We start from the raw sequence: 24,104 nt of genomic DNA on the forward strand, positions 1-24,104 counted from the left end.
ATGAAAAAGTGGCAATGTATCGTCTGTGGCCTGATCTACAACGAAGCCGACGGTTGGCCGGATGACGGTATCGCTCCAGGCACCAAGTGGGAAGATGTACCCGAAGACTGGCTGTGCCCGGACTGCGGTGTCGGCAAGATGGACTTCGAAATGATCGAAATCAACTGATCTCACTCAATCAGATTCAAGGAAAGCAGCGCATGACGGCTCCAGTGGTGATTGTCGGTACGGGTCTGGCGGGTTACAACCTGGCTCGCGAATTTCGCAAGCTCGACGGTGAAACACCGTTGCTGCTGGTCACCGCCGACGACGGCCGTTCCTACTCCAAGCCGATGCTCTCCACCGGTTTTGCCAAAAACAAGGACGCCGACGGCCTGAGCATGGCCGAGCCCGGCGCCATGGCCGAGCAGCTCAAGGCCGAAGTGCGCACCCACACCCGCATCAGCGGCATCGATCCGGGCCACAAGCGCCTGTGGATCGGCGAAGAGCAGGTGCCCTATCGCGACCTGATCCTGGCCTGGGGTGCCGAGACCGTGCGGGTGCCCGTCGAAGGCGATGCTGCCGAGCTGATTTTCCCGATCAACGACCTCGAAGACTACGCCCGTTTCCGTGCCGCGGCAGCCGGCAAGCAACGGGTGCTGATCCTCGGTGCCGGCTTGATCGGCTGTGAATTTGCCAATGACATGAGCCTGGGCGGCTATCAGGTCGAGCTGGTGGCGCCGTGCGAGCAGGTCATGCCGACCTTGCTGCACCCGGCGGCCGCTGCCGCCGTACAGGTTGGCCTGGAGGGGCTGGGCGTGCGTTTCCACCTGGGGCCGGTGCTGACCCGCCTGCAGCGGCTGGAGCAGGGCCTGGAGGCGCACTTGTCAGACGGCAGCGTGATCGCTTGCGACCTGGTGGTTTCAGCCGTTGGCCTGCGGCCACGCATCGATCTGGCTTCGGCAGCGGGGCTGCAGGTCAACCGCGGCGTGGTGGTCGACCGTCAACTGCGCACCTCTCACGACAATATCTTTGCCCTGGGCGACTGCGCCGAAGTCGATGGCCTCAACCTGCTGTACGTAATGCCCTTGATGAGCTGCGCCCGGGCATTGGCGCAAACCCTGGCCGGTAACCCGACAGCGGTTGCCTATGGGCCGATGCCGGTCACGGTGAAAACCCCGGCCTGCCCGCTGGTGGTTTCGCCCCCGCCCCATGGCCGCGAAGGCCAGTGGAGCGTTGAGGGGCTGGGTACGGACCTCAAGGTGCTCTGTCACGATGCGGACGGCCAGTTGCTGGGCTATGCCCTGACCGGCACTGCGGTCATGGAGAAGCTGGCTCTAAATCGGCATCTTCCGGCGCTAACGGCGTAAATAACCGGCGTTCTGTCGGATTTCCCCTGCCTTTGCCCCAACAATGGCCGCCCAGAGACTGGCGCGGCCCCTGAGGGCATGCCATTCTCACTCCCGTCTGCCGCAGTTTAGAGCCTGCGGTGCCTTGGGCGCTGTTCTTGAAGAGCAGCACGGCATAACAACAAAAAAACCGTCAAAGAGGCTTCACTATGCGTAAACCAGAACTCGCCGCCGCCATTGCGGAAAAGGCCGATCTCACCAAAGAGCAAGCTAACCGCGTGCTCAACGCCGTGCTCGAAGAAATCACTGGCGCCCTGCATCGCAAGGACAGCGTGACGCTGGTCGGCTTCGGTACCTTCCTGCAGCGCCACCGCGGTGCCCGCACTGGTAAAAACCCGCAAACCGGCGAACCGGTCAAGATCAAGGCCAGCAACACCGTTGCTTTCAAACCCGGCAAATCCCTGAAGGACAGCGTCAATCCGTGATGCCTCGCACAGATCGATTGCAGTAAAAAACGGGCACCGCACAAGGTGCCCGTTTTTTATTGCCGCCGCCCTGGCATCTGGCTAGCATACGCGGCCCCCGTCGCAAGGACGGGAAAGTGTCCAGGGAGGGCCGTGATGAAGATCGAAGGATTCGCAGTAACCGCTAGCGCAGGGCAACGCCATGTATGACGGTCTGACCTTGCCCAACTACCTGGCGAGTGTCGCCGACAGCAACCTGTTCGGCAGCCTGGCCTTTGTCTGCCTGATATTGATACTCACCGGCCTGCACCGGCGCTGGCGCGACCAGCTCTGGCATCGCCTGCTGACGTTCATTTGCCTGACCACCGTGGTGGTCATGGAACTGGTGGGCTCCTACTACGCGAACCTGCCACCGGCATGAGCAAAGGCAGATGGTTCGCTCTGGCGTTGCTGGTGCTCCTGCTGCTGCCAGGCGTGACCACGCAGTTGTACTGGAACGCGCTGCTGCTATGGATGGAACCTGACAACTTCATCCCCGCCGAGTCCTCAATGCTGACCTTCGAGCCCTACCAGATTTCCCAGGGCTCCTCGTCGTACTGGCTGTACGGCCAGGACAAGCACAACTACTACCACTTCACCTACGACGCCGCGCACCCCTATCGCTATATCCCCCGCGACAACAACTGCCCGGGCTTCGACAGGAACGATGTGCGCAGCTGGTGCCAGGTCTTGCAAGGAAACACCCGATGATCAAGCGTTGGCTGATCGCCCTGGCCACGCACGCGCTGGCTTGCTACCTGTTCCTGGTGCTCAACGACATCGGGGTTGATTACTACAAGCAGGTCTACGGCGGCTTCACCGCCCGCGGCGTGGCGTCTGGCGCCATTTTCTGGCTGGTCTTCGATGTGATGGTGATCTTCAGCCTGGTGATCGTTTTTGTGCCGAGGCTCAAGCACAAACTCATGATCAATGGTGCGCTGGTGGCGTTGATCATCTACTGGCTGATGCCGGATCACCCGGTGCGCACGATGTTCTTCAGCCCCCTGGCCGGTGGCCTGACTTTCCTGGCGATAATGATTGCCCACTGGTTGGGCCGGCTGAATGTATTCAAAAAGGGACAGTCTTGAAACGTAGGCACTATTTTGCCCTGGCGATGGTTGGGGCATTGGTACTTTGGGTGGGACACAACATCCAGGTACTGATCGACCGGCCAGGCGAAGTCAGGGTGGTCAGCGAATCGGGCCGTTATCTCATGGAAAACGTGCCGGTTGGTGGCTGGCTGGTGCCTTTCGATGACCTGGCCTACCTGCGTTTCATTGACCGCAGCAATCAAAAGCAGGTTTACCGCACGCCGCTGTTCTCGCAGATCTCCTTGGACATGCGCGACTACGAAGACGACGGCAGCGTCGGCATCGTCTGGATCAGCTTGTTCAAGGCCGATGGGCATATCGAGATCGCCATGCCCAACTGGGAACCCCATTGGCTCAACTACTTCATCAGCAATACGCCCTATGACGTGGCCGACGAGCAGGCCGATTGCCGCAAGCCGGAAAACGCCCTGCGCTTCATCTGGGATGTGCTGAGTTACTGGCTGGGCTTCAGTGACTACTGGTGTACCCCCACTCAACAACTGATCGACAGAGGCAAACCATGAAGGGCTGTGCGACGAACTTGCGGCAGTGGCTCTGCTCGTTTCTGCTGCTGGCCGGCGCGACAACCTGTGTTGCCGCCCCGGTGGACATGCCGGATTGCTCCGACAATGACTTCGGCGCCTTCTTCACCGCGTTTGCCCAGAGCGAGGCGCTGCAGCAGTCGCTGGTAGCCGACCCGCTGATCGAGCAACGGATCTACCCCGGGCGCAAGCAACCGCGTGTGTCGATTCGCAAGCTGACCCCCGAACAGCGCCCGTCCCTGGCGTTGCTGCAGCCGGCCAAGCGTGCCGAGCTGGGCCTGGTGGTCGAGCAGGAGGGCATACGGCAAGTGGTGTTGCACGACACCAAGGGCGAACTGCTCAAGGTCTACACCTTTTCCCGTGGCCAGTGCTGGGTGTTGCAGCGGATCGACGACTGGTCCCTGGAAGGCTTCTTCACCGGGCGCAAGGAGAAGGTCGCCGGCGAGCTGGATGTCGAGCGTGCCAGGCTCTATGAGGACCTGGGCAGGGCAGGGCTCTACGACAACCCTGGGCAACTGATGAACGCCGCCCTCAACAGCCTGCTCAGTGCCGCTGCCAAGGGCAACAACGAAGCGGCGGTGCAGGCGGTCATCCTGATTTTTTCGGGAGAGGCCGAACGGCTGCCGGACGCGACCATCGTGCAACTGCTGGAATCGGCCATGAGCACTGAACGCGACGCCGGCGCCATGCTGGCGCACTTTGTGTGCTACGGCGAAGAGTATGCCGAGAACTTGACCTGCCAAAACCCGGGCAAAGCACTGCAAGCCTTGCAGCAATCGGCGAAGCTGGAGTCACCGAGGGGGCTGGTGGACCTTGGTTACGCCTATGAGAAAGGCAAGCTTGGCCAGCAGGACAATGCCCGCGCCATGGCTTGCTATCAACAAGCCGCCCTTGAGGCGAGCGGTTACCGTGATAGCGCCGTGGACGGCATCAAGCGCCTGAGCGATCAAGGCGTGGTCGAGGATGTAGTGCAGAAATGCCTGTAACTCGCCCTTATCGCCTGGCAATCGCCCTGATTGTGCATGTGTTGGCCATTGTCACTTACCTGCTGCTGCACAACACCGGCATGACGATGTACAGGCAGATGGCCGGCGGGCTGATGTCGCGTGGGGTGGCGATCGGCATGGGCATGTATTTGATCTTCTACTTCGTGGTGCTGATGAACCTGGTGATCGCGCTGGTGCTGCGGCTCAAGTGGCGGTTGCTGCTGGCGGCCGCCATTCCTGCGACGATCCTCTTGTACCTGCTGCCGCAGCATCCGCTGCGCGCGCTGTTTTGCAGCGTGCTGGGGGTTTCCACGGCATTGGCGGCAATCGGCGCGAACCAGTTGATCTTGCACCTGCTGAGCAAGGTCCGGCGCCAGTGAATAACCCGGTTACAAGGCCAACGGCGGCTATCGTCGCGTAAAGCGCAGAGAACTATGGCGTTTTCGTAGCGAGACTATAAACTGCTTCGCCAGTCACTTTTTAGCCGAGGCGTGCACATGAAGTTTCGCTTTCTCCTTTGGGCCATGGGCCTGCTGATGGCCAAGGCCAGCCGCAACAACCCTGCCTTCCAGCAGCAACTGGCTGACAAGGATCTGGTGTTCCAGTTGCAGACCCTCGATGGCAAGGCCGCTCGCCATTTCATCGTCAAGGACATGCGCATCAGCAGCAAGTCCGGCACCCATGCCGCCCCGGCGTTCGCGATAGCGTTCAAGGACGCAGCGTTCGGCTTTGCCACCCTGCAGGCCAAGAACAAGCAGCTGGCCTTCATGCAGGGGATTCAGGACAAGAGCATCCAGATCAAGGGCAGCCCGGCGCTGGTGATCTGGTTCCAGGGCCTGATGAAGTACCTGAAGCCGAAAAAGAAGGCCTGACCGTCAGGGTCAGGCCCAGGCCTCAGTGCTGGCTGAACTGCGAGGCCAGCTCACGGAGCATGGCTTCGGCTTCCAGCACCTTGTTGACTACATCCTCGGCTTTTTCGCGGGTCAGGTTCAGACGCTCGAGCAGCTCGTCGGGGATGCTTTCCTGCGGGCCCGAGCCGATCCCGCGTGAGCGCAGCAAGCGTACTGCCAGGCATACCAGGTTGGGGAAGGCAGCGTGGTCGCCGGCGTAGGTCGGGTCGTGCTGGAAGCGCAGGGCGGTGGACAGTTCTTCCGGCATGTCCCAGTAGCGCATCAGCCAGGCGCCGATCTGCTCGCGGCTGATGCCCAGCAGGTGCTGTTCGACATAGCTGTGGCACAGGTGCGGATTGACCTCCAGGTGCCGGCAGATCAGCGAGAAATGCGGCGGGAACACATGTGCCAGCAACAGGTAGCCGAAGTTGTGCAGGAGCCCGGCCAGGTAGGTCAGGCCCGATTCCGGGCGCTCGGCCCGGGGCATGGCACGGGTCAGGCCTTCGATCACCGCAGCGGTGTAGATCGATTGCTGCCAGTAAGGCGTGGTCTGTTGCGGGTGGTCCTTGGGCAAGCTCAGGGTCTTGCCCAGCGCCAGGCCCAGGGCCAGGTTGATCACCAGGTCAAAGCCCAGCACGCGGACGATGGCGTCTTCCACCGAGCGGATCTTGCCCGGTGAGGCGTAGTAGGGCGATGCTGCCCAGCTGACCACTTGCGCGGCCAGCGCCGGGTCGGTTTCGACCACGCCGGTGATGTCATCGATGGTGGCGTTGGGGTCGACCCGCAGCTTGATGATCTTTTGCGCGGTTTCCGCCAGCGGCGGGATCTCGATGGTGCTTTCCAGGCGCTGCTGGATACGCCTGGCGGTGAACGCCTGGACGGCCTGGGAGATCTCGTCGCGGTCGTCATGGGGGCGGTCGAGGTTGGGGCGGATGCTGCTCAGCAGTTCGCCGAAGTTGCCGGCGCTGGCCTTGCTGAGCATTTTCTTGAAATCGTCGCGCTCGATCTCCAGCAACAGCCCGGCCTCCCCGGAGTGAATCAGCAGGCGCTCGGGGCGCAGCAGGCTTTCTTCATACAGGCATGGCGAGCTAGTCAGGGCCGGGATCCCGGGGAGGATCTTCAGGCCGTGCTTTTCCAGCATGTGGCGCAGGCGTTCCAGCGGCACGGCGGCGAGCTTGCGCCCGGTCAGTTCGGTCAGGCGATTGAGGTCGAGGAGCTGGTTCTGCGGGAACAGCACCATCAGCGCGCCGACTTCATCGTCCAGCAGTACGGCCTGCACCTTGGCGGCGGCCGGTAGCTGCGGGTGTTCGCTCACTTCGCGGTAGGCGATGCCGAGCTTGTCGAGCAGCAACCGGATAACAGACGGAGCGTGGGGGGTTGCGGTGTCCAAAGCAACTTCAGTCATGGTCTGTATCCAAAAATTTTTCAATCGCATGAGTATAACCAGCTTGAACCCTGGGCTGGCTGCAATCTGGGACGGGCGTCACACTTGGCCATATTGCTGGCCGTGGCGCAGCCAGCGCTCCAGCAACGGGCTGACGTGGGTCGGCCAGCGCGCCAGCAACGCTTGGGCGGCATCGCGCACGGCGGGTAGCAGGTCGGCGTCGCGCATCAGGTCGGCGACCTTGAATTGCAGCAGGCCGGTCTGGCGGGTACCGAGCATTTCGCCGGGGCCGCGCAGCGCCAGGTCCTTCTCGGCAATGATGAAGCCGTCGTTGGTTTCGCGCATGATCCCCAGGCGTTCGCGGCCGATCTGCGACAGCGGCGGGTGATACAGCAGCACGCAGTGGCTCACTGCGCTGCCACGGCCAACCCGGCCGCGCAGCTGGTGCAACTGGGCCAGGCCCAGGCGCTCGGGGTTCTCGATGATCATCAGGCTGGCGTTGGGCACGTCGACGCCGACCTCAATCACCGTGGTCGCCACCAGCAGTTGCAGGTTGCCCTGCTTGAACTCGGCCATCACCGCGGCTTTTTCCGCAGGCTTCATGCGCCCGTGGATCAGGCCGACACGCAACTCGCCCAGGGCGCTGCTGAGCTCCTCGAAAGTGGTTTCGGCGGCCTGGCAGGTCAGCTCCTCGGATTCTTCGATCAGGGTGCACACCCAGTAGGTCTGGCGTCCTTCGGCACAGGCTGCACGGACCCGCTCGACCACCTCGAAACGACGGCTGTCAGCCACCAGCACGGTATTGACCGGGGTGCGGCCTGGCGGCAGTTCGTCGAGGATGGAGGTATCCAGGTCGGCATAGGCGCTCATTGCCAGGGTGCGCGGGATCGGCGTCGCGGTCATGATCAGCTGGTGCGGGCAGAGCTGACCACCCACGCCTTTCTGGCGCAGGGCCAGGCGCTGCTGCACGCCGAAGCGGTGCTGTTCGTCGATGATCGCCAGCGCCAGGTTCTTGAACTTCACTTCTTCCTGGAACAAGGCATGGGTGCCGACCACCATCGGTGCACCGGCGGCGATCTGTTCCAGGGCGCTGGTGCGCGCCTTGCCCTTGAGCTTGCCGGCCAGCCAGGCAACTTCGATGCCCAGCGGCTCCAGCCAGCGCTTGAAGGTGATGAAGTGCTGCTCGGCGAGGATCTCGGTGGGCGCCATCAGTGCCACCTGGTAACCGGCTTCCAGCGCCTGCAGGGCGGCCAGGGCGGCGACCACGGTCTTGCCCGCGCCAACGTCACCCTGGACCAGGCGCAACATCGGCTCCGGCTGGCTGAGGTCGTAGGCAATCTCGTTACCGACCCGCTGCTGCGCACCGGTGGGTGCAAAGCCGAGGTTGGCCAGGTACTGCCGGGGCAGCCGGCTGGCCTTGGGCAGCACCGGCGCCCGCTGGGCGCGCAGGCTTTCGCGCAGGCGTTGCTGGGACAGCTGGTGGGTTAGCAGTTCTTCGAACGCCAGGCGGTGCTGGGCCCAATGGTGACCTTCGGCAAGCTCATCGACATCGGCATCGGCGGGTGGGTGATGCAGGTAGCGGATCGCATCGTCCAGCGGCGCCAGTTGGTAATCCCGGGCCAGCTCTTCCGGCAGCCAGTCCGGCAGGCTCCGCGGGCCGAGCATCGCCAGGCTCTGCTGACACAGCTGGCGCAGGCGTTGCTGGGTCAGGCCTTCGGTGGTCGGATAGATCGGTGTCAGGGTCTGTTCCACCGGCGCCGGCTCATCGCCGGTCAGCGCGCGGTATTCCGGGTGGTAGATCTCCAGGCCCGAAGCACCGGGGCGGGCTTCACCGTAGCAGCGCAGGTGGGTGCCACGCTTGAGGCCTTCCTTCTGCGCGTTGCTGAAGTGGTAAAAGCGCAGGCTCAGCACGCCGCTGCCATCGCCCAGGCGCACCAGCAGGCTGCGGCGCTTGCCCATGACCACGTCGGTGCCGCTGACCACGCCTTCGATGACCGCGTCCTGGCCCGGGCGCAGGGCGCCGATGGGCACCACGCGGGTGCGGTCCTGGTAGCGCAGCGGCAGATGGAACAGCACGTCCTGGAGGTTCTCCAGGCCGACCTTGGCGAGCTTCTCGGCCATGGCCTCGCCGACACCCTTGAGCGCGGTCACCGAGACCTGGGACAACTCCGGCATGGTGCTTTCCTACTGGCTCGCGGCGGGTTTGGCGACCGAGCACAGGCGGATCGAGTCAGCGAGGATCTCGATCGCCTTGGGCCGCGGGAAGCTGGCGCGCCAGGCGATGGCCACGGTACGAAACGGTGCCGGTGGGCTCAGGGGGCGCACTTCGATCACGCCGGGGGCATAATGATGGCTGTGCACCGCCGACAGCGGCAGGATCGACACACCGAGCCCCGACGCGACCATATGACGAATGGTTTCCAGCGAGCTGGACTCGACCGTGGTGTGCTTGGCGCCGTCGCTGCCCTTGGCCAGGGTCGGGCAGGCCTCGAGCACCTGGTCACGGAAGCAGTGGCCTTCACCGAGCAGCAGCAGGCTCTTGTCGTTGAGCAGGCCGGCGTCGATGGTTTCTTTCTGGGTCCATGGATGCTCGCTGGGCATCAGCACGTAGAAAGGTTCGTCGTACAGCGGCAGCGTCAGCACATCGGCCTCGTTGAACGGCAGGGCGATGATCACTGCGTCCAGCTCACCGTTGCGCAGCTTGTCGCGCAGTACATGGGTGAAGTTTTCTTCGATGTACAACGGCATCTGCGGGGCGACCCGGTGCAGTTGCGGGATGAGGTGCGGGAACAGGTAGGGGCCGACGGTGTAGATCGCGCCGACTTTCAGCGGGGCGGTCAGCTGGTTCTTGCCGGCCTGGGCCAGTTCGCGAATGCCCTGGGCCTGTTCGAGGACCTTTTGCGCCTGGGCCACGATGCCTTCGCCGACCGGGGTCAGGCGCACCGCGCTTTTGCTGCGCTCGAAGATCAGTACACCCAGCTCGTCCTCAAGCTTCTTCACGCCGACCGACAGGGTCGGCTGGCTGACGTGGCAGCGCTCGGCAGCGTGGCCGAAGTGCTGCTCTTGGGCGAGGGTGACGATGTAGCGCAATTCTGTGAGGGTCATAACGTGCGTCCATGAAGTTGCGGCCCCAGCATAGCGGCTGCAATCGATAGACGCACGTTATCAGACTTGCTCGTTTGTGACAGAAACAAAGCGTTAGCGCTTGTCCAGCGAGTAGACGAAAGGCGCGATCACTTCAATGCTGCCGTTGTTGAGCAATTCCTTTGGCGGCGGTGGAACCGGTTGCGCACGACGGATCATCTCCAGAGTCGCCCGATCCAGTGCCGCGCTGCCCGAACCACCGGCCAGGGCGTAGGAGAGGATCCTGCCCTCGCCATCGACCACGAAGCGCAGGCGGTTGATGCCTTCCATGCGCATGCGCCTGGCGTTTTCCGGGTACTTCTTGTACTTCGCCAGGTGACGCAGCAGGTCGCTCTGCCAGGTGGGCAGGGCGTTGCTGTTGGTGGCGATGCTCGGCGCCGGGGCAGCCGATTTCTGCGCCGGTGCGGTGCTTGGCGGTGTATCGACCGCTTCCTCGTCGGCCGGCTTCTCCTGCGGCGGCTCAGGCTTTTTCTCAGGCTTGGGCGGCTGCGGTTTGGCCTTCGGCTTGACCGGTTTGGCAATGGCGATCTTCGGTTTCGGCGCCTCGGCCAGTTTCGGCAGCGGCGGTTCTTCTACCGGCGCTGGCGGTTGTGGCGGGGTGACCACCTTGGGTGGAGGTGGCGGTGCCGGTTCGGGCATCGGTGCCATTTCGACCATCATCGCCGCAGGCGGCAACTCGATCGCCTGGGGCACCGACCAATTGAGCGTCAGCAACACGGCAACGGCATGGATACCCAGCACAATCGCCAGACTACTGCTGTAACGCGCCAGCTTATGCCGCGTCTTGATCATTTCTTGGCTGCCGTCTCGAGGCCGACCAGACCGACTTTCAGGTAACCGGCCGCGCGCAGCGTGTTCATGACTTCCATCAGATCGCCGTAATCCACGCCTTTGTCGGCCTGGAAGAAGATCGTGGTGTCCTTGTCGCCCTTGGTCTTGGCGTCGAGGATCGCACCGAGCTGGTCACGCTGGACCTGCTCGTCACCGACGTACAGGTTCTGGTCCGCCTTGACGCTGAGGAACACCGGTTTTTCGGGCCTCGGCGCAGGTTTTGCGGTCGAGGCTGGCAGGTCGACCTTGATGTCGACGGTCGCCAGCGGCGCTGCCACCATGAAGATGATCAGCAGGACCAACATGACGTCGATGAACGGCGTGACGTTGATTTCGTGGTTTTCGGCGAGGTCGTCGCCACCTTCGTTAAGATGCAGGCCCATGGTTTAGCCCACTTTGACCATGTGAGGTGGGGCAGCACGATCGCCTGGCTGGTGGTCCAGGTCGCGGCTGACCAGCAGCAGGACCTCGGCCGAGGCATCAGACACCTGAGCCTTGTAACCGGCGATGGAGCGGGCGAAGACGTTGTAGATGACGACTGCCGGAATTGCCGCTACCAGGCCCAGGGCGGTGGCCAGCAGTGCTTCGGCGATACCCGGGGCAACCACGGCGAGGTTGGTGGTCTGGGTTTTGGCGATGCCGATGAAGCTGTTCATGATGCCCCATACGGTACCGAACAGACCGACGAACGGGGCGGTGGAACCGATGGTTGCCAGTACGCCGGTGCCACTGCTCATGTTGCGGCCGCTGGCGGCTACCAGGCGCTCAAGGCGGAAGCTGACGCGTTCCTTGATACCTTCTTTCTCGCGGGTATTGGCCGACAGGCGCATTTCATCCAGGGCATCGTGGACCAGGATATGGGCCAGGGTGCCTTCTTTATTGGCGCTGTCGCTGGCTTCCTTGAGGGTGGTGGCACGCTTGAGTGCAGCAATCTCGCCACGCAGGCGGCGCTTGGCGCCCATCAGCTCGAAGCCTTTGGCGATCCAGATGGTCCAGGTGATGATCGAGGCGATGGCCAGGCCGATCATGACGATCTTGACCACGATGTCGGCGTTTTTGTACATGCCCCACGGCGACAGGTCGTGGGCCATGCCCAGGCTGGTATCTTCAACCAGTGCTTCAACGCTTTCGTCGGCCGGGTTGGCTGCCTGGCCGTCGATCGGTGCAGCGGCAGGTGCGGCAGCCGGATCGGTCGGTGCTGCAGCCTGTTCGGCGCCTGGTGCGGCCGGTGCTACGGCTGCAGCTGGAGTGACGGGGGCAGTGGTCGGCTCATCGGCCAGGGCGGCGGGTGCCATCACCAGGCTGAACATCAGCGCGGCAATGGCGCGCCATGCGCGCGACATGGTTGGCGAAGCGGAAGGTTGGATACGTGTCATGCTGGCCTGACCTGATGAAGAAGAAAGAGGTGCTTGTCCTTCCAGGCCTCGAGACAGGCCGAGAACAAAATTGGGTGGCCATTATTGCAAGTAATTCTTGTTAGCAGAAGTAATAAAGTTACTTTTTTTCCACTATAGCTAGCCGCCTATCGATTTATTTGGATAGGCTGGGCCTTTGATTTGCGGAGTTTCGGGATGTCTGCGCCCTCAGTTCTGATCGTCGGTTGTGGCGATGTCGGTGGCCGTCTGGCCAAGCAATTGCTGGCTTCTGGCTGGCCGGTGAGCGGCTTGCGCCGCAGTGTTGGCCAATTGCCAGTTGGGGTGACGGCTATCGCTGCCGACTTGAATGATCCGCGCTGTCCGCCCGAGTGGCCGGTTGACGCGCCGGATTACCTGGTCTACAGCGTCGCGGCGAGCCAGCATGACGAAGCCGGTTATCAGTCAGCTTATGTTGAGGGCTTGCGCCGCGTGCTGGGCTGGCTGGCCGAGCGCGGGCAGAAGCCGCGGCGGCTGTTGTTTGTATCGAGCAGCAGCGTGTATGCGCAGAAGGATGGTGAGTGGATTGACGAAACCGCTGCCGTGGAGCCCGAAGGCTATTCCGGCAGGGTAATGCTCGAAGCCGAGCAGCTGGCGCTGTCCAGTGGCATTCCAGGCACCATCGTGCGCCTCACGGGGATCTACGGCCCGGGCCGCGAATGGTTGCTGAGCCAGGTACGCCAGGGCTATCGGGTGACTGAAGAGCCGCCGCTGTACGGCAACCGTATCCACGCTGAAGACGCGGCCGGGTTGCTGGCCTTTTTGCTCAAGGCCGATCACCAGGGCAAGGTCCTGGAAGATTGTTACATCGGTGTCGATGACGCGCCGGCGCCGCTGTTCGATGTAGTCGCCTGGCTGCGCGAGTACATGGGCGTTACCCAGTGGTCGGAGCAGGAGCGGGTGCGGCGCACCGGCAGCAAGCGTTGCAGCAACGCCCGGGCCCGGGCACTGGGCTGGGCGCCACAGTACCCTAGCTACAAGGAAGGCTATGCGGCCATCCTTGCCGGTAGCAATTAACCCTTACTGACGCTCAAGCAGCCAGCGGCGAGTGCCAGGATGCAGATCCGGCATCTCGTCGGCCTGGGCCTGATTGACGGCCTGGAAGATTTCCAGCTGTTTGCCGTCACGCTTGAAGATCCACGGGTTGCCTTGCTGATTGCGCTCCAGCCACAGGCTGTCGTACTCGCCGCTCATGGCCGCGCAGTCGCCAGCCAGGCACAGGGCGTAGCGATCCAGGCCGGGCAGGCCGTCGAGGCTGCCATTGGCGCGAAAATGCGCAATCGTCCCCTGTCCGGGGCCTTCGATGATCTTCCAGTTGCCACCCAGGTAAGCCTTGTACAGCTCGGTTTCGAAGGTGGTGCCAGCTGGCGCATCAATCGGGGCCGGGGTTTCGGCGCGCTGGAAACTCTGCTGCGGATTGGCGTCACTGGCCGCTTGAACCAGTTCGTCGCCGTCCAGGCTCAGCGTTTCGACATAGTTGCCGTAGAAATCGACTTCCCACTGGTCGTCCTTGAGCGCCTTGAGCTTGCCGTCCCCGGCTTCGAAGCCGTTGCTGAAGGTGGCCTGGGCGGCGGCAATGTTGACCTTCCACTCAAGGTTCGGGCCATTGGCGAGCAGGGCCTGGCGCAGGTTGACGCCTTTGGCCGCAGCATCGATGGCGTTCTGATTGATCCAGGTACCGTTGAGGTCTTCCGGGCTGTGGCTGGCGCAGCCGCTCAACAGGGTGGCGAGCAGCGACAGGGCGAGCGCGTAGCGCATGGCGGGGGTCCTTGCAGGGGCGGGGGATGAAGGCGCACCGGGCGGTGCGCCTTCAGGGGGTATTACTCGATGACCAGGATGGCATCCATTTCAACCTGCGAACCCTTCGGCAGGGCAGCAACGCCAATGGCGGCGCGGGCCGGGTACGGCTGGTCGAAGTACTTGCCCATGATCTCGTTGACCTTGGCGAAGTGGCTCAGGTCGGTGAGGAAGATGTTCAGCTTGACGATGTCCTTGAACGAACCGCCGGCGGCTTCAGCAACGGCCTTGAGGTTTTCGAAGACCTGAACGGTCTGGGCTTCGAAGCCTTCGACCAGTTCCATGGTTTTCGGGTCCAGCGGGATCTGCCCGGACATGTACACCGTGTTGCCGGCCTTGATCGCCTGGGAATAGGTACCGATGGCGGCTGGGGCCTTGTCACTGGTGATGACGGTCTTGGTCATGATGACTCCTTGCTGTTATTGGGCTACGCACGCATGCGGGTGATTCGGATCACCCCGGTCAGGGCGCGCAGTTTCTTGATCACGCGTGCCAGGTGCACTCGGTCGTGCACGCTGACCACCAGTTGGACCACGCTGATGCGACCATCGCGTTCATCCATGCTGATTTTCTCGATATTGCCGTCGGCGGCATTGACGCTGCTGGCCAGCAGGGCGATCAGGCCGCGCTGGTGCTCCAGCTCGACGCGCAGTTCGACGTTGAATTCGCCGGTGACATCCTTGGCCCAGGACAGCTGGATGCACTTTTCCGGGTTGTGGCGGATTTCGCTGATGTTGCGGCAGTTTTCCAGGTGCACCACCATGCCTTTGCCCGCCGACAGGTGCCCGACAATCGGGTCGCCCGGGATCGGCGTGCAGCATTTGGCGTAGCTCAGTACCAGGCCTTCGGTGCCGCGGATCGCCAGCGGGCCCTCCGGGCTTGGCAGTTGCTCGCCTTCGGTGGACAGCAGGCGGCGGGCCACCACATAGGCCATGCGGTTGCCCAGGCCGATGTCTTCGAGCAGGTCCTCGATCAGCTCCAGGCGGTATTCGCCGAGCATGGCCTGGATGCGCTCCTGGGGAATCTTGTCCAGGGCACTGTCGAAACCGTTGAGGACCTTGTTCAGCAGGCGTTCGCCAAGGCTGATGGACTCCGAGCGGCGCTGCAGCTTGAGCGCATGGCGGATGTGCGTGCGGGCTTTGCCGGTCACCACGAAGTTGAGCCAGGCCGGGTTCGGCCGCGCGCCCGGGGCGCTGACGATCTCGACCGTCGAGCCGCTCTGCAGCGGTTCGGACAACGGTGCCAGGCGGCGGTTGATGCGGCAGGCAATGCAGCTGTTGCCGACGTCGGTGTGCACCGCGTAGGCAAAGTCGACCGCCGTGGAGCCTTTGGGCAGCTCCATGATCCGGCCTTTGGGCGTGAACACGTAGACCTCGTCCGGGAACAGGTCGATCTTCACGCTCTCGATGAATTCGAGGGAGTTGCCCGCACGTTGCTGCATTTCCAGCACGCCTTTGACCCACTGGCGCGCCCGGGCATGGGTGCCCTTGGGCTGCTCGTCGTCACTGGACTTGTACAGCCAGTGGGCGGCGATGCCGTTGTTGGCCATCTCTTCCATTTCGCGGGTGCGGATCTGGATCTCGATCGGTACCCCGTGCATGCCGAACAGCGTGGTATGCAGCGACTGGTAGCCGTTGGCCTTGGGGATCGCGATGTAATCCTTGAAGCGCCCCGGCAGCGGCTTGTACAGGTTATGCACGGCGCCGAGCACGCGGTAGCAGGTGTCGACCTTGTCGACGATGATACGGAACGCGTAGACGTCCATGATCTCGTTGAAGGCCCGGCGTTTGCCGCGCATCTTCTTGTAGATGCCATAGAGGTGCTTCTGCCGGCCGCTGACTTCGCCCTCGATACCGTCGACCGCCAGGCAGTGGGCCAGCGACTCTTCGATCTTGTTGACGATTTCCTTGCGGTTGCCGCGGGCACGCTTGACCGCCTGGTAGATGCGCGCCGAACGCATCGGGTGCATGGCCTTGAAACCGAGGTCTTCGAACTCTACGCGCACACTGTGCATGCCCAGGCGGTTGGCGATGGGCGCGTAGATTTCCAGGGTTTCTTTGGCGATGCGCCGGCGTTTTTCGCCGGACAGCACTTCGAGGGTGCGCATGTTGTGCAGGCGGTCGGCCAGCTTGACCAGGATCACGCGGATGTCCCGGGCCATGGCCATGGCCATTTTCTGGAAGTTTTCCGCCTGGGCTTCAGCCTTGGTCTCGAAGTTCATCTGGGTCAGCTTGCTGACGCCGTCGACCAGTTCGGCCACGGTTTCGCCAAATTGCGAGCTGAGCGCTTCCTTGGCGATGCCGGTGTCTTCGATCACGTCATGGAGCATGGCCGCCATCAGGCTCTGATGGTCCATGTGCATGTCGGCGAGGATGCTTGCCACCGCCAGCGGATGCGTGACGTAGGCTTCGCCGCTGCGACGGCGCTGGCCGTCGTGGGCTTGTTCGGCGTAGAAATACGCCCGGCGCACCAGGTTGACCTGGTCTGCGCCGAGGTAGGTCGACAAGCGATCGGCGAGGGCGTCTATGCTCGGCATGGGATTACCTCTTGCCAAGGGACGGGGACCGGCGCCGTACTACGTCGACCAGGCATGGGCTTAGACCGCCTCGTTGGCCTCGTCACCCTCGCCGAACGCGAAGATCGGATCTTCTTGCGTACGGATATCCTGTTCGGCCATGAACTCAGGGGTGCAGATGCCTTCAGCGATTTCGCGCAGGGCAACGACGGTAGGTTTGTCGTTTTCCCATGCCACTTTCGGCTCTTTGCCGCCGGTGGCCAGTTGACGGGCACGTTTGGTGGAGAGCATGACCAGCTCAAAACGGTTATCCACGTGTTCTAGGCAGTCTTCAACGGTTACGCGGGCCATGGTCTTCCTCAAGTAGCAAATGCGGTGTTCAGCCCGAATGGGCGAGCGGACTCGATAGTTTAAAAAATCACCAGCCTTTATGGAAGCGCTGATTTCATTTCGAGCCCTTGATACCCCGACGATAACCATTTCAAGGGCTCTAGCACAACTGTCTTGTATGCGTGCTCAATTCAATAGCATCGCGGGGCAAGCCCGCTCCTACAGTGGTTCTGTGGGAACGGGCTTGCCCCGCGAGGACGATTTCACTGGCGACCCAAGGCGTCACGCAGGCGCGGGGTCAATTCGTCGAACAGCGTCTGCACCGAACGCAAGGCCCGGCAATCCGGCCGGGTCAGCAGCCACAGTTCGGTATCGCAACCGGGCAGCGGATCGCTCAACTGCTCCACCCCCGGCAGGGTATGGGCCATGTAGTCGGGCAGGGCGGCAACGCCCAGGCCGGCACTGACCAGCTGGGCAATTGCCGAAATCCCGCTGCAGCGGTATTTGGGCATCACCCCGGGCATGTGCTCGCTGCGCCAGACCACGGTCGGGTGATCCTGCATGGCGTCGTCCGGGGCGATCCAGGCCACGCTGGCAGGGTTTTCAGTCAGGCGTTCGCGAAACTCCTCGCGCCCACAGATCACGTAGGACGCCGCCCCCAGGCAACGTCCGACCAGATGCTCCGGCGGCGTATTGGTCAGGCGCAGGGCCAGGTCGGCATCCCGCCGGCTGAGGTTGGCAAAGGTATTGGAGGTCGCCAGCTCCAGCGACAGTGCGGGATACGCTGGCATGAACTCGGCCAGCGCCGGCAGCAGCAGGCTGTGCAGCACGGCGTCGGTGCAGGTCAGGCGCACTGTGCCGCTGACCACCTGTTCACCATGCTCCAGTGCCACGCGCGCCGCATCCAGCGCCTGCTCGGCGCGCTCGGCCTGCTCGGCCAGGGCCTGGGCGGTGCCGGTGGGGATGTAACCCTTGCGGCTTTTGACGAACAACGCGGTACCCAGGGCGGCTTCCATGCGCCGGATCGAACGAAAAACAGTCGATACATCGACCTTCAGCAGCTCGGCGGCCTTGGCCAGGGAGCGGCCGCGGACCAGGGCGAGCACCAGTGAAAGGTCGGCGTGGCTGATCTGATATTGCATGGATGCACTCTTTGCTTGCCTAAATGCCAATGTCTGTTGCGTGGGGGCCATTCTATAGTGAGGCGGCAGTCGTGAATCAAGTCGCGACGTTGTCAGATAAATCTGGAACGTCCGTGCGAAGCCACGGCGTTCAGCTGTTCCCCACGATGGGACCACTTAAAAGAACAAATGAAACCATCGCCGCTCCCGATAGCGCAGTAGTACCTCCTCCATGTCGTTCGATAAAAAATCAAAGGATGCCTAGCCATGACGTCGGTCTCCCCGTGCGCCATCCCTCTCGATGAGATGGGCGAATTTCTCCAGGCCCACCCTGAGGTGCAATTTGTCGATCTGCTGATTGCAGACATGAACGGCGTGGTGCGCGGCAAGCGCATCGAGCGTGCAAGCCTGGTTAAAGTCTACGAAAAAGGTATCAACCTGCCGGCTTCGCTGTTTGCCCTGGACATCAACGGCTCGACCGTCGAAAGCACCGGCCTGGGCCTGGACATCGGCGATGCCGACCGCATCTGCTATCCGATCCCCGGCACCCTGGCCTACGAGCCCTGGCAGAAGCGCCCGACCGCGCAATTGCTGATGACCATGCACGAGCTGGACGGCACGCCGTTCTTCGCCGACCCGCGGGAAGTGCTGCGCAGTGTGGTGGAGAAGTTCGATGCGCTGGGCCTGGATATCTGCGCGGCGTTTGAGCTCGAGTTCTACCTGATCGACCAGGACAACCTCAACGGCCGTCCGCAACCGCCGCGTTCGCCGATCTCCGGCAAGCGCCCGCAGTCGACCCAGGTGTACCTGATCGACGATCTCGACGAATACGTCGATTGCCTGCAGGACATGCTCGAAGCGGCCAAAGAGCAGGGCATCCCGGCGGATGCGATCGTCAAGGAAAGCGCCCCGGCGCAGTTCGAGGTCAACCTGCACCACGTCGCCGACCCGATGAAGGCCTGCGACTACGCAGTGTTGCTCAAGCGCCTGATCAAGAACATCGCCTACGACCATGAAATGGATTCCACCTTCATGGCCAAGCCCTATCCGGGCCAGGCGGGCAACGGCCTGCACGTGCACATCTCGTTGCTGGACAAGAAAACCGGCAAGAACATCTTCACCAGCGAAGACCCCGAGCAAAGCGAGACCCTGCGCCACGCTATCGGCGGCGTGCTGGAGACCATGCCGGCATCGATGGCCTTCCTCTGCCCGAACATCAACTCCTACCGCCGTTTCGGTGCCCAGTTCTATGTGCCCAACGCACCCAGCTGGGGGCTGGACAACCGCACCGTTGCGGTCCGCGTGCCGACCGGCAGCAGCGATGCCGTGCGCATCGAGCACCGTGTCGCCGGTGCTGACGCCAACCCGTACCTGATGATGGCGGCGATTCTCGCCGGTATCCATCACGGCCTGACCAACCAGATCGAGCCGGGAGCGCCTATCGAAGGCAACTCTTACGAGCAACTGGAACAGAGCCTGCCGAACAACCTGCGCGATGCGCTGCGAGAGCTCGATGACAGTGAAGTGCTGAACAAGTACATCAGCCCTGACTACATCGATATTTTTGTCGCCTGCAAGGAAAGCGAGATGGCCGAGTTCGAGGTGTCGATTTCCGACCTCGAATACAACTGGTACCTGCACACGGTGTGACGCCGGAGAGAACAACAATGACAACAGCACCACGCCAACACTGGGAACAGCTTTTCCAGGGCCTGAACATCGAAGGCCGTGCCTTTATCGACGGCCAGTACTGCACCAGTGTGTCTGGCGAGACCTTCGAGTGCACAAGCCCGGTCGACGGCCGCCAACTGGCGCACATCGCCAGCTGTGACAGCGCCGACGCCGAACGTGCGGTGGCCGCTGCCCGGCGCAGTTTCGACAGTGGTGTCTGGGCCAACCAGGCCCCGGCCCAGCGCAAGCGGGTGCTGATCGCCTTTGCTGATTTGCTGCTGGCAAACGCCGAAGAACTGGCATTGCTGGAAACCCTGGACATGGGCAAGCCGATTGCCGATTCCCTGAGCATCGACATTCCGGCGGCGGCCAACGCCATTCGCTGGAACGCCGAAGCCATCGACAAGATTTACGACGAAGTTGCTGCGACCCCGTCCGACCAGCTGGGTTTGGTCACCCGCTCGCCGGTCGGCGTGGTCGCGGCCATTGTTCCGTGGAACTTTCCACTGATGATGGCCTGCTGGAAACTCGGCCCGGCCCTGGCCACCGGTAACTCGGTGATCCTCAAGCCGTCCGAAAAATCGCCGCTGACCGCCATTCGTATCGCCCAACTGGCGATCGAAGCGGGCCTGCCGGCCGGCGTCCTCAACGTGCTGCCAGGCTATGGCCACACCGTCGGCAAGGCCCTGGCCCTGCACATGGACGTCGACACCCTGGTGTTCACTGGCTCCACCCGTATCGCCAAGCAGCTGATGGTCTACGCCGGTGAGTCGAACATGAAGCGGGTCTGGCTCGAAGCCGGTGGCAAGAGCCCGAACATTGTCTTCGCCGACGCCCCGGACCTGCAGGCCGCCGCCGAAGCTGCGGCCAGCGCCATTGCCTTCAACCAGGGCGAGGTATGCATTGCCGGTTCGCGCCTGCTGGTCGAGCGCAGCATCAAGGCGCGCTTCCTGCCGATGGTGGTCGAAGCCCTCAAGGCCTGGAAACCCGGCCATGCGCTGGACCCGGACACCCGCGTCGGCGCCCTGGTGGACACCACCCAGCTGGATACCGTGCTGGGTTACATCGAAGCCGGCAAGGCTGACGGTGCCACCCTGGTCATTGGCGGCGAGCGTGTCCTGGAAGACACCTGCGGTGTTTACGTGCAGCCGGCGATCTTCGACGGCGTCACCAATGCCATGCGTATCGCCCGCGAAGAAATTTTCGGCCCGGTGCTGTCGGTGATCACTTTCGACAGCGCCGAAGAAGCCATCGCCATCGCCAACGACTCGCCTTTCGGCCTGGCCGCGGCGGTATGGACCAGCAACATTTCCCGCGCCCACAACACCGCTCGCGCCCTGCGTGCTGGCAGCGTCTGGGTCAACCAGTACGACGGCGGCGACATGACCGCGCCGTTCGGCGGCTTCAAGCAGTCGGGCAATGGCCGGGACAAATCGCTGCACGCTTTCGACAAATACACCGAACTCAAGGCGACCTGGATCAAGCTGTAAGGGAGGGTGAACCCATGCAAACTACCGCCGCAATGCCGCCTTTGATTGGCGTTTCCGCTTGCCGCCAGCAACTGGGCAAGAACTCGTCGCACACCGTTGGCGACAAATATGTCGAGGCCGCAGGTTTTGCCGGGATCCCGCTGATCCTCCCGGCACGGGCCGAGCCCAGCGACCCGCGCCGCGTATTAGAGCGGCTCGATGGCATTCTTTTTACCGGTTCGCCTTCAAATGTCGAGCCGCATCATTACAATGGCGCCCCCAGCGTGGAAGGGACCAGGCACGACGTGTTTCGCGATCGGCTGACCCTGCCGCTGCTGCAGGCCGCGATTGCCGACGGCGTGCCGGTGTTCTGCATCTGCCGCGGATTCCAGGAACTCAACGTGGCCCTCGGCGGCACCCTGCACCAGCGGGTGCAGGAGCTGCCTGGTTACCTGGATCATCGCGAGCCGCAGGATGCCCCGCTGGAAGAACAATACAGCCCCCGTCACCTGGTCACTGTCCAGCCCGGCGGGCTGTTCGAGCGCCTGGGGATGGAGCACAGCTTCATGGTCAATTCGCTGCACAGCCAGGGTATCGATCGCCTGGCTGACGGCTTGCGAGCCGAGGCATTGGCCCCCGATGGACTGATCGAGGCGGTGTCCATGGATGACGCCCCAGGCTTTGTGGTCGGTGTGCAATGGCACCCCGAGTACCGCTTTGCCGACAACCCGGTCTCGCTGCGCCTGTTCCAGGCGTTCCGTGAGGCATGCCTGGCCCATGCCATGGGCGAGCAGATCCGGGAGAAGACCCTATGAGGTCAACCGGTTGATCCGGGCTTGAAGTACCACGCAACAGGTTTCAGTGAGTGAAAGCGGACACCCTGCGGGGCGTCCTGAAAAACAATACCAATATTGGCGGCAACTACTCATGAGTGAACACAAAGCAGGCCTGTCCCCAGGTGAGGGCGGGCGATCCAAGGGGCTGGCCAAGGGCCGGCTCGGACTGCTGGCCAGCATCGTGCTGGGCATCTCCACCATCGCCCCGGTCTATACTTTGACCGGCGCGCTGGGACCGACCGTGCGTGAAGTCGGGGCTCACCTGCCGGCGGTATTCATCGTTGGCTTCCTGCCGATGCTGCTGGTGGCCCTGGGTTACCGCGAACTGAACGCGGCCGAGCCGGACAGCGGTACTTCCTTTACCTGGTCGGCGCGGGCCTTCGGCCCGATGATTGGCTGGATCGGCGGCTGGGGGCTGGTCACTGCGACCACCATCGTGCTGTCCAACCTGGCCGGGGTGGCCGTCGACTTCTTCTATCTATTCCTTGGGCAGATCACCGGCAGCCACGAGGTGGCTGCGCTCAGCGACAATCTGCTGATCAACGTCGTCACCTGTTGCGTGTTCATCGCCATGGCGGTGTGGATCTGTTGCCGCGGCATCGCCACGACCATGACCGTGCAGTACGGCCTGGTGGCATTGCAGTTGGTGGTGCTGGTGGGCTTTGCCATGGCTGCGTTTGGCGAGTCTTCGGCGACGCCGCCGCTGGCGTTCGACCTGGACTGGTTCAACCCCTTCGGCGTTGAATCGTTCTCGGCTTTTACCGCCGGCCTGTCGCTGTCGATCTTCATCTTCTGGGGCTGGGACGTGTGCCTGAGCATCAGTGAAGAATCGGTCGGCAGCGGTGACACCCCCGGCCGCGCGGCCACTCTGACGGTACTGTTGATTCTCGGCCTGTACCTGGTCACGGCGATTGCCACGCTGCAGTTTGCCGGTATCGGTGATATTGGCCTGGGCTTGAACAACCCGCGCATCCAGGAAAACGTCTTCGCTCACCTGGCCGGTCCGGTCATGGGCCCGTTGGCGATCCTGATGTCGATCGCTGTGTTGGCCAGCACTGCTGCCTCGCTGCAGTCCACCTTCGTGTCGCCAGCACGTACGCTGCTGGCCATGGGGTACTACGGGGCCGTGCCTGAGCGTTTCGCCAGTGTCTGTCCGCGTTCGAAAACCCCGCGTTATGCCACCATCTGCGCTGGCGTTGCAGCAGGCGTGTTCTACGTGACCATGCGCACCCTCAGCGAGAACGTCCTGGCTGACACCATCACCGCCCTGGGCATGATGATCTGCTTCTACTATTCGCTGACCGCCTACGCCTGTGTCTGGTACTTCCGCCACAGCCTGTTCGACAGCCTGCGTCACTTCCTGATGCGCGGCCTGTGCCCGCTGCTCGGCGGCGGCATCCTTTCGGTGATCTTCCTGCAGACGGCCATCGACAGCGCTTCGCCGTCGTTCGGCAGCGGTTCGCATGTGGGTGGGTTGGGCCTGGTGTTCGTGATCGCAATGATCATCACCGTGCTCGGACTGGTGCTGATGATGCTGTCCCGCCTGCGTGCGCCGGCGTTCTTCCTGGGCATGACCTTGCACCGTCACGCCACGGTCTCCAGCCGCCGTTAAGCGGCTGGAGGTGCCGGTTGCTCAGGCAAGCAATTGCTTGAGCAGCTGGCCATGACGCTGCTGCTGATTGGCCTGCAGCAAGCGATTGGCGCGGAACACCGCCTTGAGGTCTTCCAGTGCCGTGGCGAAGTCATCATTGATGATGACGAAGTCATACTCGTCGTAGTGACTCATCTCGCTCACCGCTTCACGCATCCGTCCTTCGATGATCTCGTCGCTGTCCTGGCCGCGGTTGGTCAGGCGCTGGCGCAGGGCCTCCTGGGTCGGCGGCAGGATGAAGATCGATCGCGCCTCGGGCATCAGCTTGCGCACCTGCTGGGCGCCTTGCCAGTCGATCTCGAGGATCAGGTCCCGGCCTTGGTCAAGGGCCTGCTGCAGCGCGCTGCGCGAAGTCCCGTAGAAGTTACCGAAGACCTCGGCCTGCTCGAGGAAGTCGCCTTGCTCGATCATCAGCTTGAACTCGGTATGCTCGACGAAGTGGTAGTTCACGCCGTGCACTTCGCCCGGGCGCATGGCCCGGGTGGTGTGCGAGACCGATACCTGGATGCTGTTGTCAGCGTCGATCAGGGCTTTGACCAGGCTGGTCTTGCCGGCGCCGGAGGGGGCCGAAACGATATAAAGGGTGCCGCTGCTGTGATTCAT

The 24,104-nt window shown here is 62.8% G+C and carries 27 protein-coding genes; 15 read left to right on the forward strand and 12 right to left on the reverse strand.

Features of this window, described 5'->3' with window-relative positions; genetic code table 11:
- The 10 genes from CCOS864_RS01030 to CCOS864_RS01075 all read left to right on the forward strand — a co-directional run bounded on the left by CCOS864_RS01030 (position 1) and on the right by CCOS864_RS01075 (position 5,322).
- Positions 1-168, forward strand: coding sequence for a rubredoxin (locus CCOS864_RS01030; RefSeq protein ID WP_038997996.1), 168 nt, complete (start codon positions 1-3; stop codon positions 166-168).
- A gap of 32 nt (positions 169-200) precedes the next feature.
- Complete coding sequence (locus CCOS864_RS01035; RefSeq protein WP_115084651.1) at positions 201-1,349, forward strand: NAD(P)/FAD-dependent oxidoreductase; 1,149 nt, start codon at positions 201-203, stop codon at positions 1,347-1,349.
- A gap of 188 nt (positions 1,350-1,537) precedes the next feature.
- A complete protein-coding gene (locus CCOS864_RS01040) occupies positions 1,538-1,813 on the forward strand; it encodes an HU family DNA-binding protein (protein ID WP_003213368.1) in 276 nt (91 codons plus the stop codon).
- Positions 1,814-1,994: 181 nt separating this feature from the next.
- Complete coding sequence (locus CCOS864_RS01045) at positions 1,995-2,213, forward strand: hypothetical protein (protein WP_010225925.1); 219 nt, start codon at positions 1,995-1,997, stop codon at positions 2,211-2,213.
- Positions 2,210-2,542 (forward strand): hypothetical protein, encoded by a 333-nt coding sequence (locus CCOS864_RS01050; protein WP_115084652.1) that lies wholly within the window; start codon positions 2,210-2,212, stop codon positions 2,540-2,542. The genes CCOS864_RS01045 and CCOS864_RS01050 overlap by 4 nt, the downstream gene beginning before the upstream one ends.
- Complete coding sequence (locus CCOS864_RS01055) at positions 2,539-2,919, forward strand: hypothetical protein (protein WP_115084653.1); 381 nt, start codon at positions 2,539-2,541, stop codon at positions 2,917-2,919. The genes CCOS864_RS01050 and CCOS864_RS01055 overlap by 4 nt, the downstream gene beginning before the upstream one ends.
- Positions 2,916-3,446, forward strand: a complete 531-nt coding sequence (locus CCOS864_RS01060) for a hypothetical protein (RefSeq protein WP_148708514.1) — start codon at positions 2,916-2,918, stop codon at positions 3,444-3,446. Before CCOS864_RS01055 ends, CCOS864_RS01060 begins: the two co-directional genes overlap by 4 nt.
- The gene (locus CCOS864_RS01065; RefSeq protein WP_115084655.1) at positions 3,443-4,450 is read left to right on the forward strand and encodes an SEL1-like repeat protein; all 1,008 of its coding nucleotides are present in this window, start codon (positions 3,443-3,445) and stop codon (positions 4,448-4,450) included. Before CCOS864_RS01060 ends, CCOS864_RS01065 begins: the two co-directional genes overlap by 4 nt.
- Positions 4,441-4,830: a hypothetical protein gene (locus CCOS864_RS01070; RefSeq protein WP_115084656.1), complete on the forward strand. Its 390-nt coding sequence runs from the start codon at positions 4,441-4,443 to the stop codon at positions 4,828-4,830. The genes CCOS864_RS01065 and CCOS864_RS01070 overlap by 10 nt, the downstream gene beginning before the upstream one ends.
- A gap of 117 nt (positions 4,831-4,947) precedes the next feature.
- Positions 4,948-5,322, forward strand: coding sequence for a helicase (locus CCOS864_RS01075; RefSeq protein WP_115084657.1), 375 nt, complete (start codon positions 4,948-4,950; stop codon positions 5,320-5,322).
- Between the two features lie 22 nt (positions 5,323-5,344).
- On the opposite strand, the gene CCOS864_RS01080 is transcribed toward CCOS864_RS01075, so the two are convergent.
- The 6 genes from CCOS864_RS01080 to exbB form a co-directional block, all read right to left on the reverse strand.
- Positions 5,345-6,745 (reverse strand): aminoacyl-tRNA deacylase and HDOD domain-containing protein, encoded by a 1,401-nt coding sequence (locus CCOS864_RS01080; protein ID WP_115084658.1) that lies wholly within the window; start codon positions 6,743-6,745, stop codon positions 5,345-5,347.
- A gap of 78 nt (positions 6,746-6,823) precedes the next feature.
- Positions 6,824-8,899: an ATP-dependent DNA helicase RecG gene (gene recG / locus CCOS864_RS01085; RefSeq protein ID WP_115084659.1), complete on the reverse strand. Its 2,076-nt coding sequence runs from the start codon at positions 8,897-8,899 to the stop codon at positions 6,824-6,826.
- 9 nt (positions 8,900-8,908) lie between these two features.
- Entirely contained in the window at positions 8,909-9,829 is a 921-nt protein-coding gene (locus tag CCOS864_RS01090) for a hydrogen peroxide-inducible genes activator (RefSeq protein ID WP_010225913.1), read from the reverse strand.
- Positions 9,830-9,922: 93 nt separating this feature from the next.
- Positions 9,923-10,660 (reverse strand): energy transducer TonB, encoded by a 738-nt coding sequence (locus tag CCOS864_RS01095; protein ID WP_115084660.1) that lies wholly within the window; start codon positions 10,658-10,660, stop codon positions 9,923-9,925.
- Complete coding sequence (gene exbD, locus CCOS864_RS01100; RefSeq protein WP_045199557.1) at positions 10,657-11,082, reverse strand: TonB system transport protein ExbD; 426 nt, start codon at positions 11,080-11,082, stop codon at positions 10,657-10,659. Before exbD ends, CCOS864_RS01095 begins: the two co-directional genes overlap by 4 nt.
- Before the next feature lie 3 nt (positions 11,083-11,085).
- Positions 11,086-12,075 carry a tonB-system energizer ExbB gene (gene exbB, locus CCOS864_RS01105; protein WP_115084661.1) on the reverse strand — a complete coding sequence of 330 codons (990 nt, stop codon included), beginning with the start codon at positions 12,073-12,075 and terminating at the stop codon, positions 11,086-11,088.
- Between the two features lie 195 nt (positions 12,076-12,270).
- Here exbB and CCOS864_RS01110 point away from each other — a divergent pair, with 195 nt between their 5' ends.
- The gene (locus CCOS864_RS01110) at positions 12,271-13,128 is read left to right on the forward strand and encodes an SDR family oxidoreductase (protein WP_115084662.1); all 858 of its coding nucleotides are present in this window, start codon (positions 12,271-12,273) and stop codon (positions 13,126-13,128) included.
- Between the two features lie 3 nt (positions 13,129-13,131).
- Here the strand turns inward: CCOS864_RS01110 and CCOS864_RS01115 are convergent, their stop codons facing one another.
- The 5 genes from CCOS864_RS01115 to CCOS864_RS01135 form a co-directional block, all read right to left on the reverse strand.
- Positions 13,132-13,869: a hypothetical protein gene (locus CCOS864_RS01115; RefSeq protein WP_115084663.1), complete on the reverse strand. Its 738-nt coding sequence runs from the start codon at positions 13,867-13,869 to the stop codon at positions 13,132-13,134.
- Between the two features lie 62 nt (positions 13,870-13,931).
- Entirely contained in the window at positions 13,932-14,312 is a 381-nt protein-coding gene (locus CCOS864_RS01120) for a RidA family protein (RefSeq protein ID WP_003229509.1), read from the reverse strand.
- Between the two features lie 23 nt (positions 14,313-14,335).
- Entirely contained in the window at positions 14,336-16,444 is a 2,109-nt protein-coding gene (gene spoT / locus CCOS864_RS01125; protein WP_045199568.1) for a bifunctional GTP diphosphokinase/guanosine-3',5'-bis pyrophosphate 3'-pyrophosphohydrolase, read from the reverse strand.
- A 60-nt stretch (positions 16,445-16,504) separates the two neighbouring features.
- The gene (rpoZ, locus tag CCOS864_RS01130) at positions 16,505-16,774 is read right to left on the reverse strand and encodes a DNA-directed RNA polymerase subunit omega (protein WP_115084664.1); all 270 of its coding nucleotides are present in this window, start codon (positions 16,772-16,774) and stop codon (positions 16,505-16,507) included.
- A gap of 242 nt (positions 16,775-17,016) precedes the next feature.
- Positions 17,017-17,895, reverse strand: a complete 879-nt coding sequence (locus CCOS864_RS01135; protein ID WP_115084665.1) for a LysR family transcriptional regulator — start codon at positions 17,893-17,895, stop codon at positions 17,017-17,019.
- Positions 17,896-18,141: 246 nt separating this feature from the next.
- Between CCOS864_RS01135 and CCOS864_RS01140 the strand changes: the two genes are divergently transcribed.
- The 4 genes from CCOS864_RS01140 (at position 18,142) to CCOS864_RS01155 (ending at position 23,462) form a co-directional block, all read left to right on the forward strand.
- A complete protein-coding gene (locus CCOS864_RS01140) occupies positions 18,142-19,524 on the forward strand; it encodes a glutamine synthetase family protein (protein WP_010225896.1) in 1,383 nt (460 codons plus the stop codon).
- A gap of 17 nt (positions 19,525-19,541) precedes the next feature.
- On the forward strand, positions 19,542-21,035 hold the full coding sequence (locus CCOS864_RS01145) for an aldehyde dehydrogenase (RefSeq protein ID WP_115084666.1): 1,494 nt from the start codon (positions 19,542-19,544) through the stop codon (positions 21,033-21,035).
- Positions 21,036-21,049: 14 nt separating this feature from the next.
- Entirely contained in the window at positions 21,050-21,829 is a 780-nt protein-coding gene (locus CCOS864_RS01150) for a gamma-glutamyl-gamma-aminobutyrate hydrolase family protein (protein WP_115084667.1), read from the forward strand.
- Between the two features lie 112 nt (positions 21,830-21,941).
- Positions 21,942-23,462, forward strand: coding sequence for an APC family permease (locus CCOS864_RS01155; protein WP_115084668.1), 1,521 nt, complete (start codon positions 21,942-21,944; stop codon positions 23,460-23,462).
- Between the two features lie 21 nt (positions 23,463-23,483).
- Here CCOS864_RS01155 and gmk read toward each other — a convergent pair whose 3' ends face one another.
- Entirely contained in the window at positions 23,484-24,104 is a 621-nt protein-coding gene (gene gmk / locus CCOS864_RS01160) for a guanylate kinase (RefSeq protein WP_115084669.1), read from the reverse strand.

This window comes from Pseudomonas wadenswilerensis (assembly GCF_900497695.1).
Lineage (GTDB): Bacteria > Pseudomonadota > Gammaproteobacteria > Pseudomonadales > Pseudomonadaceae > Aquipseudomonas > Aquipseudomonas wadenswilerensis.

Coding starts and splice junctions, on each gene's coding strand:
- CCOS864_RS01090 (WP_010225913.1), bottom strand. CDS start 9,829: ATGACCCTCACAGAATTGCGCTACATCGTCACCCTCGCCCAAGAGCAG.
- CCOS864_RS01050 (WP_115084652.1), top strand. CDS start 2,210: ATGAGCAAAGGCAGATGGTTCGCTCTGGCGTTGCTGGTGCTCCTGCTG.
- CCOS864_RS01110 (WP_115084662.1), top strand. CDS start 12,271: ATGTCTGCGCCCTCAGTTCTGATCGTCGGTTGTGGCGATGTCGGTGGC.
- spoT (WP_045199568.1), bottom strand. CDS start 16,444: ATGCCGAGCATAGACGCCCTCGCCGATCGCTTGTCGACCTACCTCGGC.
- gmk (WP_115084669.1), bottom strand. CDS start 24,104: ATGAATCACAGCAGCGGCACCCTTTATATCGTTTCGGCCCCCTCCGGC.
- recG (WP_115084659.1), bottom strand. CDS start 8,899: ATGCCGGAGTTGTCCCAGGTCTCGGTGACCGCGCTCAAGGGTGTCGGC.
- CCOS864_RS01095 (WP_115084660.1), bottom strand. CDS start 10,660: ATGATCAAGACGCGGCATAAGCTGGCGCGTTACAGCAGTAGTCTGGCG.
- CCOS864_RS01115 (WP_115084663.1), bottom strand. CDS start 13,869: ATGCGCTACGCGCTCGCCCTGTCGCTGCTCGCCACCCTGTTGAGCGGC.
- CCOS864_RS01145 (WP_115084666.1), top strand. CDS start 19,542: ATGACAACAGCACCACGCCAACACTGGGAACAGCTTTTCCAGGGCCTG.
- CCOS864_RS01030 (WP_038997996.1), top strand. CDS start 1: ATGAAAAAGTGGCAATGTATCGTCTGTGGCCTGATCTACAACGAAGCC.
- CCOS864_RS01140 (WP_010225896.1), top strand. CDS start 18,142: ATGACGTCGGTCTCCCCGTGCGCCATCCCTCTCGATGAGATGGGCGAA.
- CCOS864_RS01065 (WP_115084655.1), top strand. CDS start 3,443: ATGAAGGGCTGTGCGACGAACTTGCGGCAGTGGCTCTGCTCGTTTCTG.
- CCOS864_RS01135 (WP_115084665.1), bottom strand. CDS start 17,895: ATGCAATATCAGATCAGCCACGCCGACCTTTCACTGGTGCTCGCCCTG.
- CCOS864_RS01075 (WP_115084657.1), top strand. CDS start 4,948: ATGAAGTTTCGCTTTCTCCTTTGGGCCATGGGCCTGCTGATGGCCAAG.
- CCOS864_RS01155 (WP_115084668.1), top strand. CDS start 21,942: ATGAGTGAACACAAAGCAGGCCTGTCCCCAGGTGAGGGCGGGCGATCC.
- rpoZ (WP_115084664.1), bottom strand. CDS start 16,774: ATGGCCCGCGTAACCGTTGAAGACTGCCTAGAACACGTGGATAACCGT.
- CCOS864_RS01040 (WP_003213368.1), top strand. CDS start 1,538: ATGCGTAAACCAGAACTCGCCGCCGCCATTGCGGAAAAGGCCGATCTC.
- CCOS864_RS01150 (WP_115084667.1), top strand. CDS start 21,050: ATGCAAACTACCGCCGCAATGCCGCCTTTGATTGGCGTTTCCGCTTGC.
- CCOS864_RS01055 (WP_115084653.1), top strand. CDS start 2,539: ATGATCAAGCGTTGGCTGATCGCCCTGGCCACGCACGCGCTGGCTTGC.
- CCOS864_RS01080 (WP_115084658.1), bottom strand. CDS start 6,745: ATGACTGAAGTTGCTTTGGACACCGCAACCCCCCACGCTCCGTCTGTT.
- CCOS864_RS01120 (WP_003229509.1), bottom strand. CDS start 14,312: ATGACCAAGACCGTCATCACCAGTGACAAGGCCCCAGCCGCCATCGGT.
- exbB (WP_115084661.1), bottom strand. CDS start 12,075: ATGACACGTATCCAACCTTCCGCTTCGCCAACCATGTCGCGCGCATGG.
- CCOS864_RS01045 (WP_010225925.1), top strand. CDS start 1,995: ATGTATGACGGTCTGACCTTGCCCAACTACCTGGCGAGTGTCGCCGAC.
- CCOS864_RS01070 (WP_115084656.1), top strand. CDS start 4,441: ATGCCTGTAACTCGCCCTTATCGCCTGGCAATCGCCCTGATTGTGCAT.
- exbD (WP_045199557.1), bottom strand. CDS start 11,082: ATGGGCCTGCATCTTAACGAAGGTGGCGACGACCTCGCCGAAAACCAC.
- CCOS864_RS01035 (WP_115084651.1), top strand. CDS start 201: ATGACGGCTCCAGTGGTGATTGTCGGTACGGGTCTGGCGGGTTACAAC.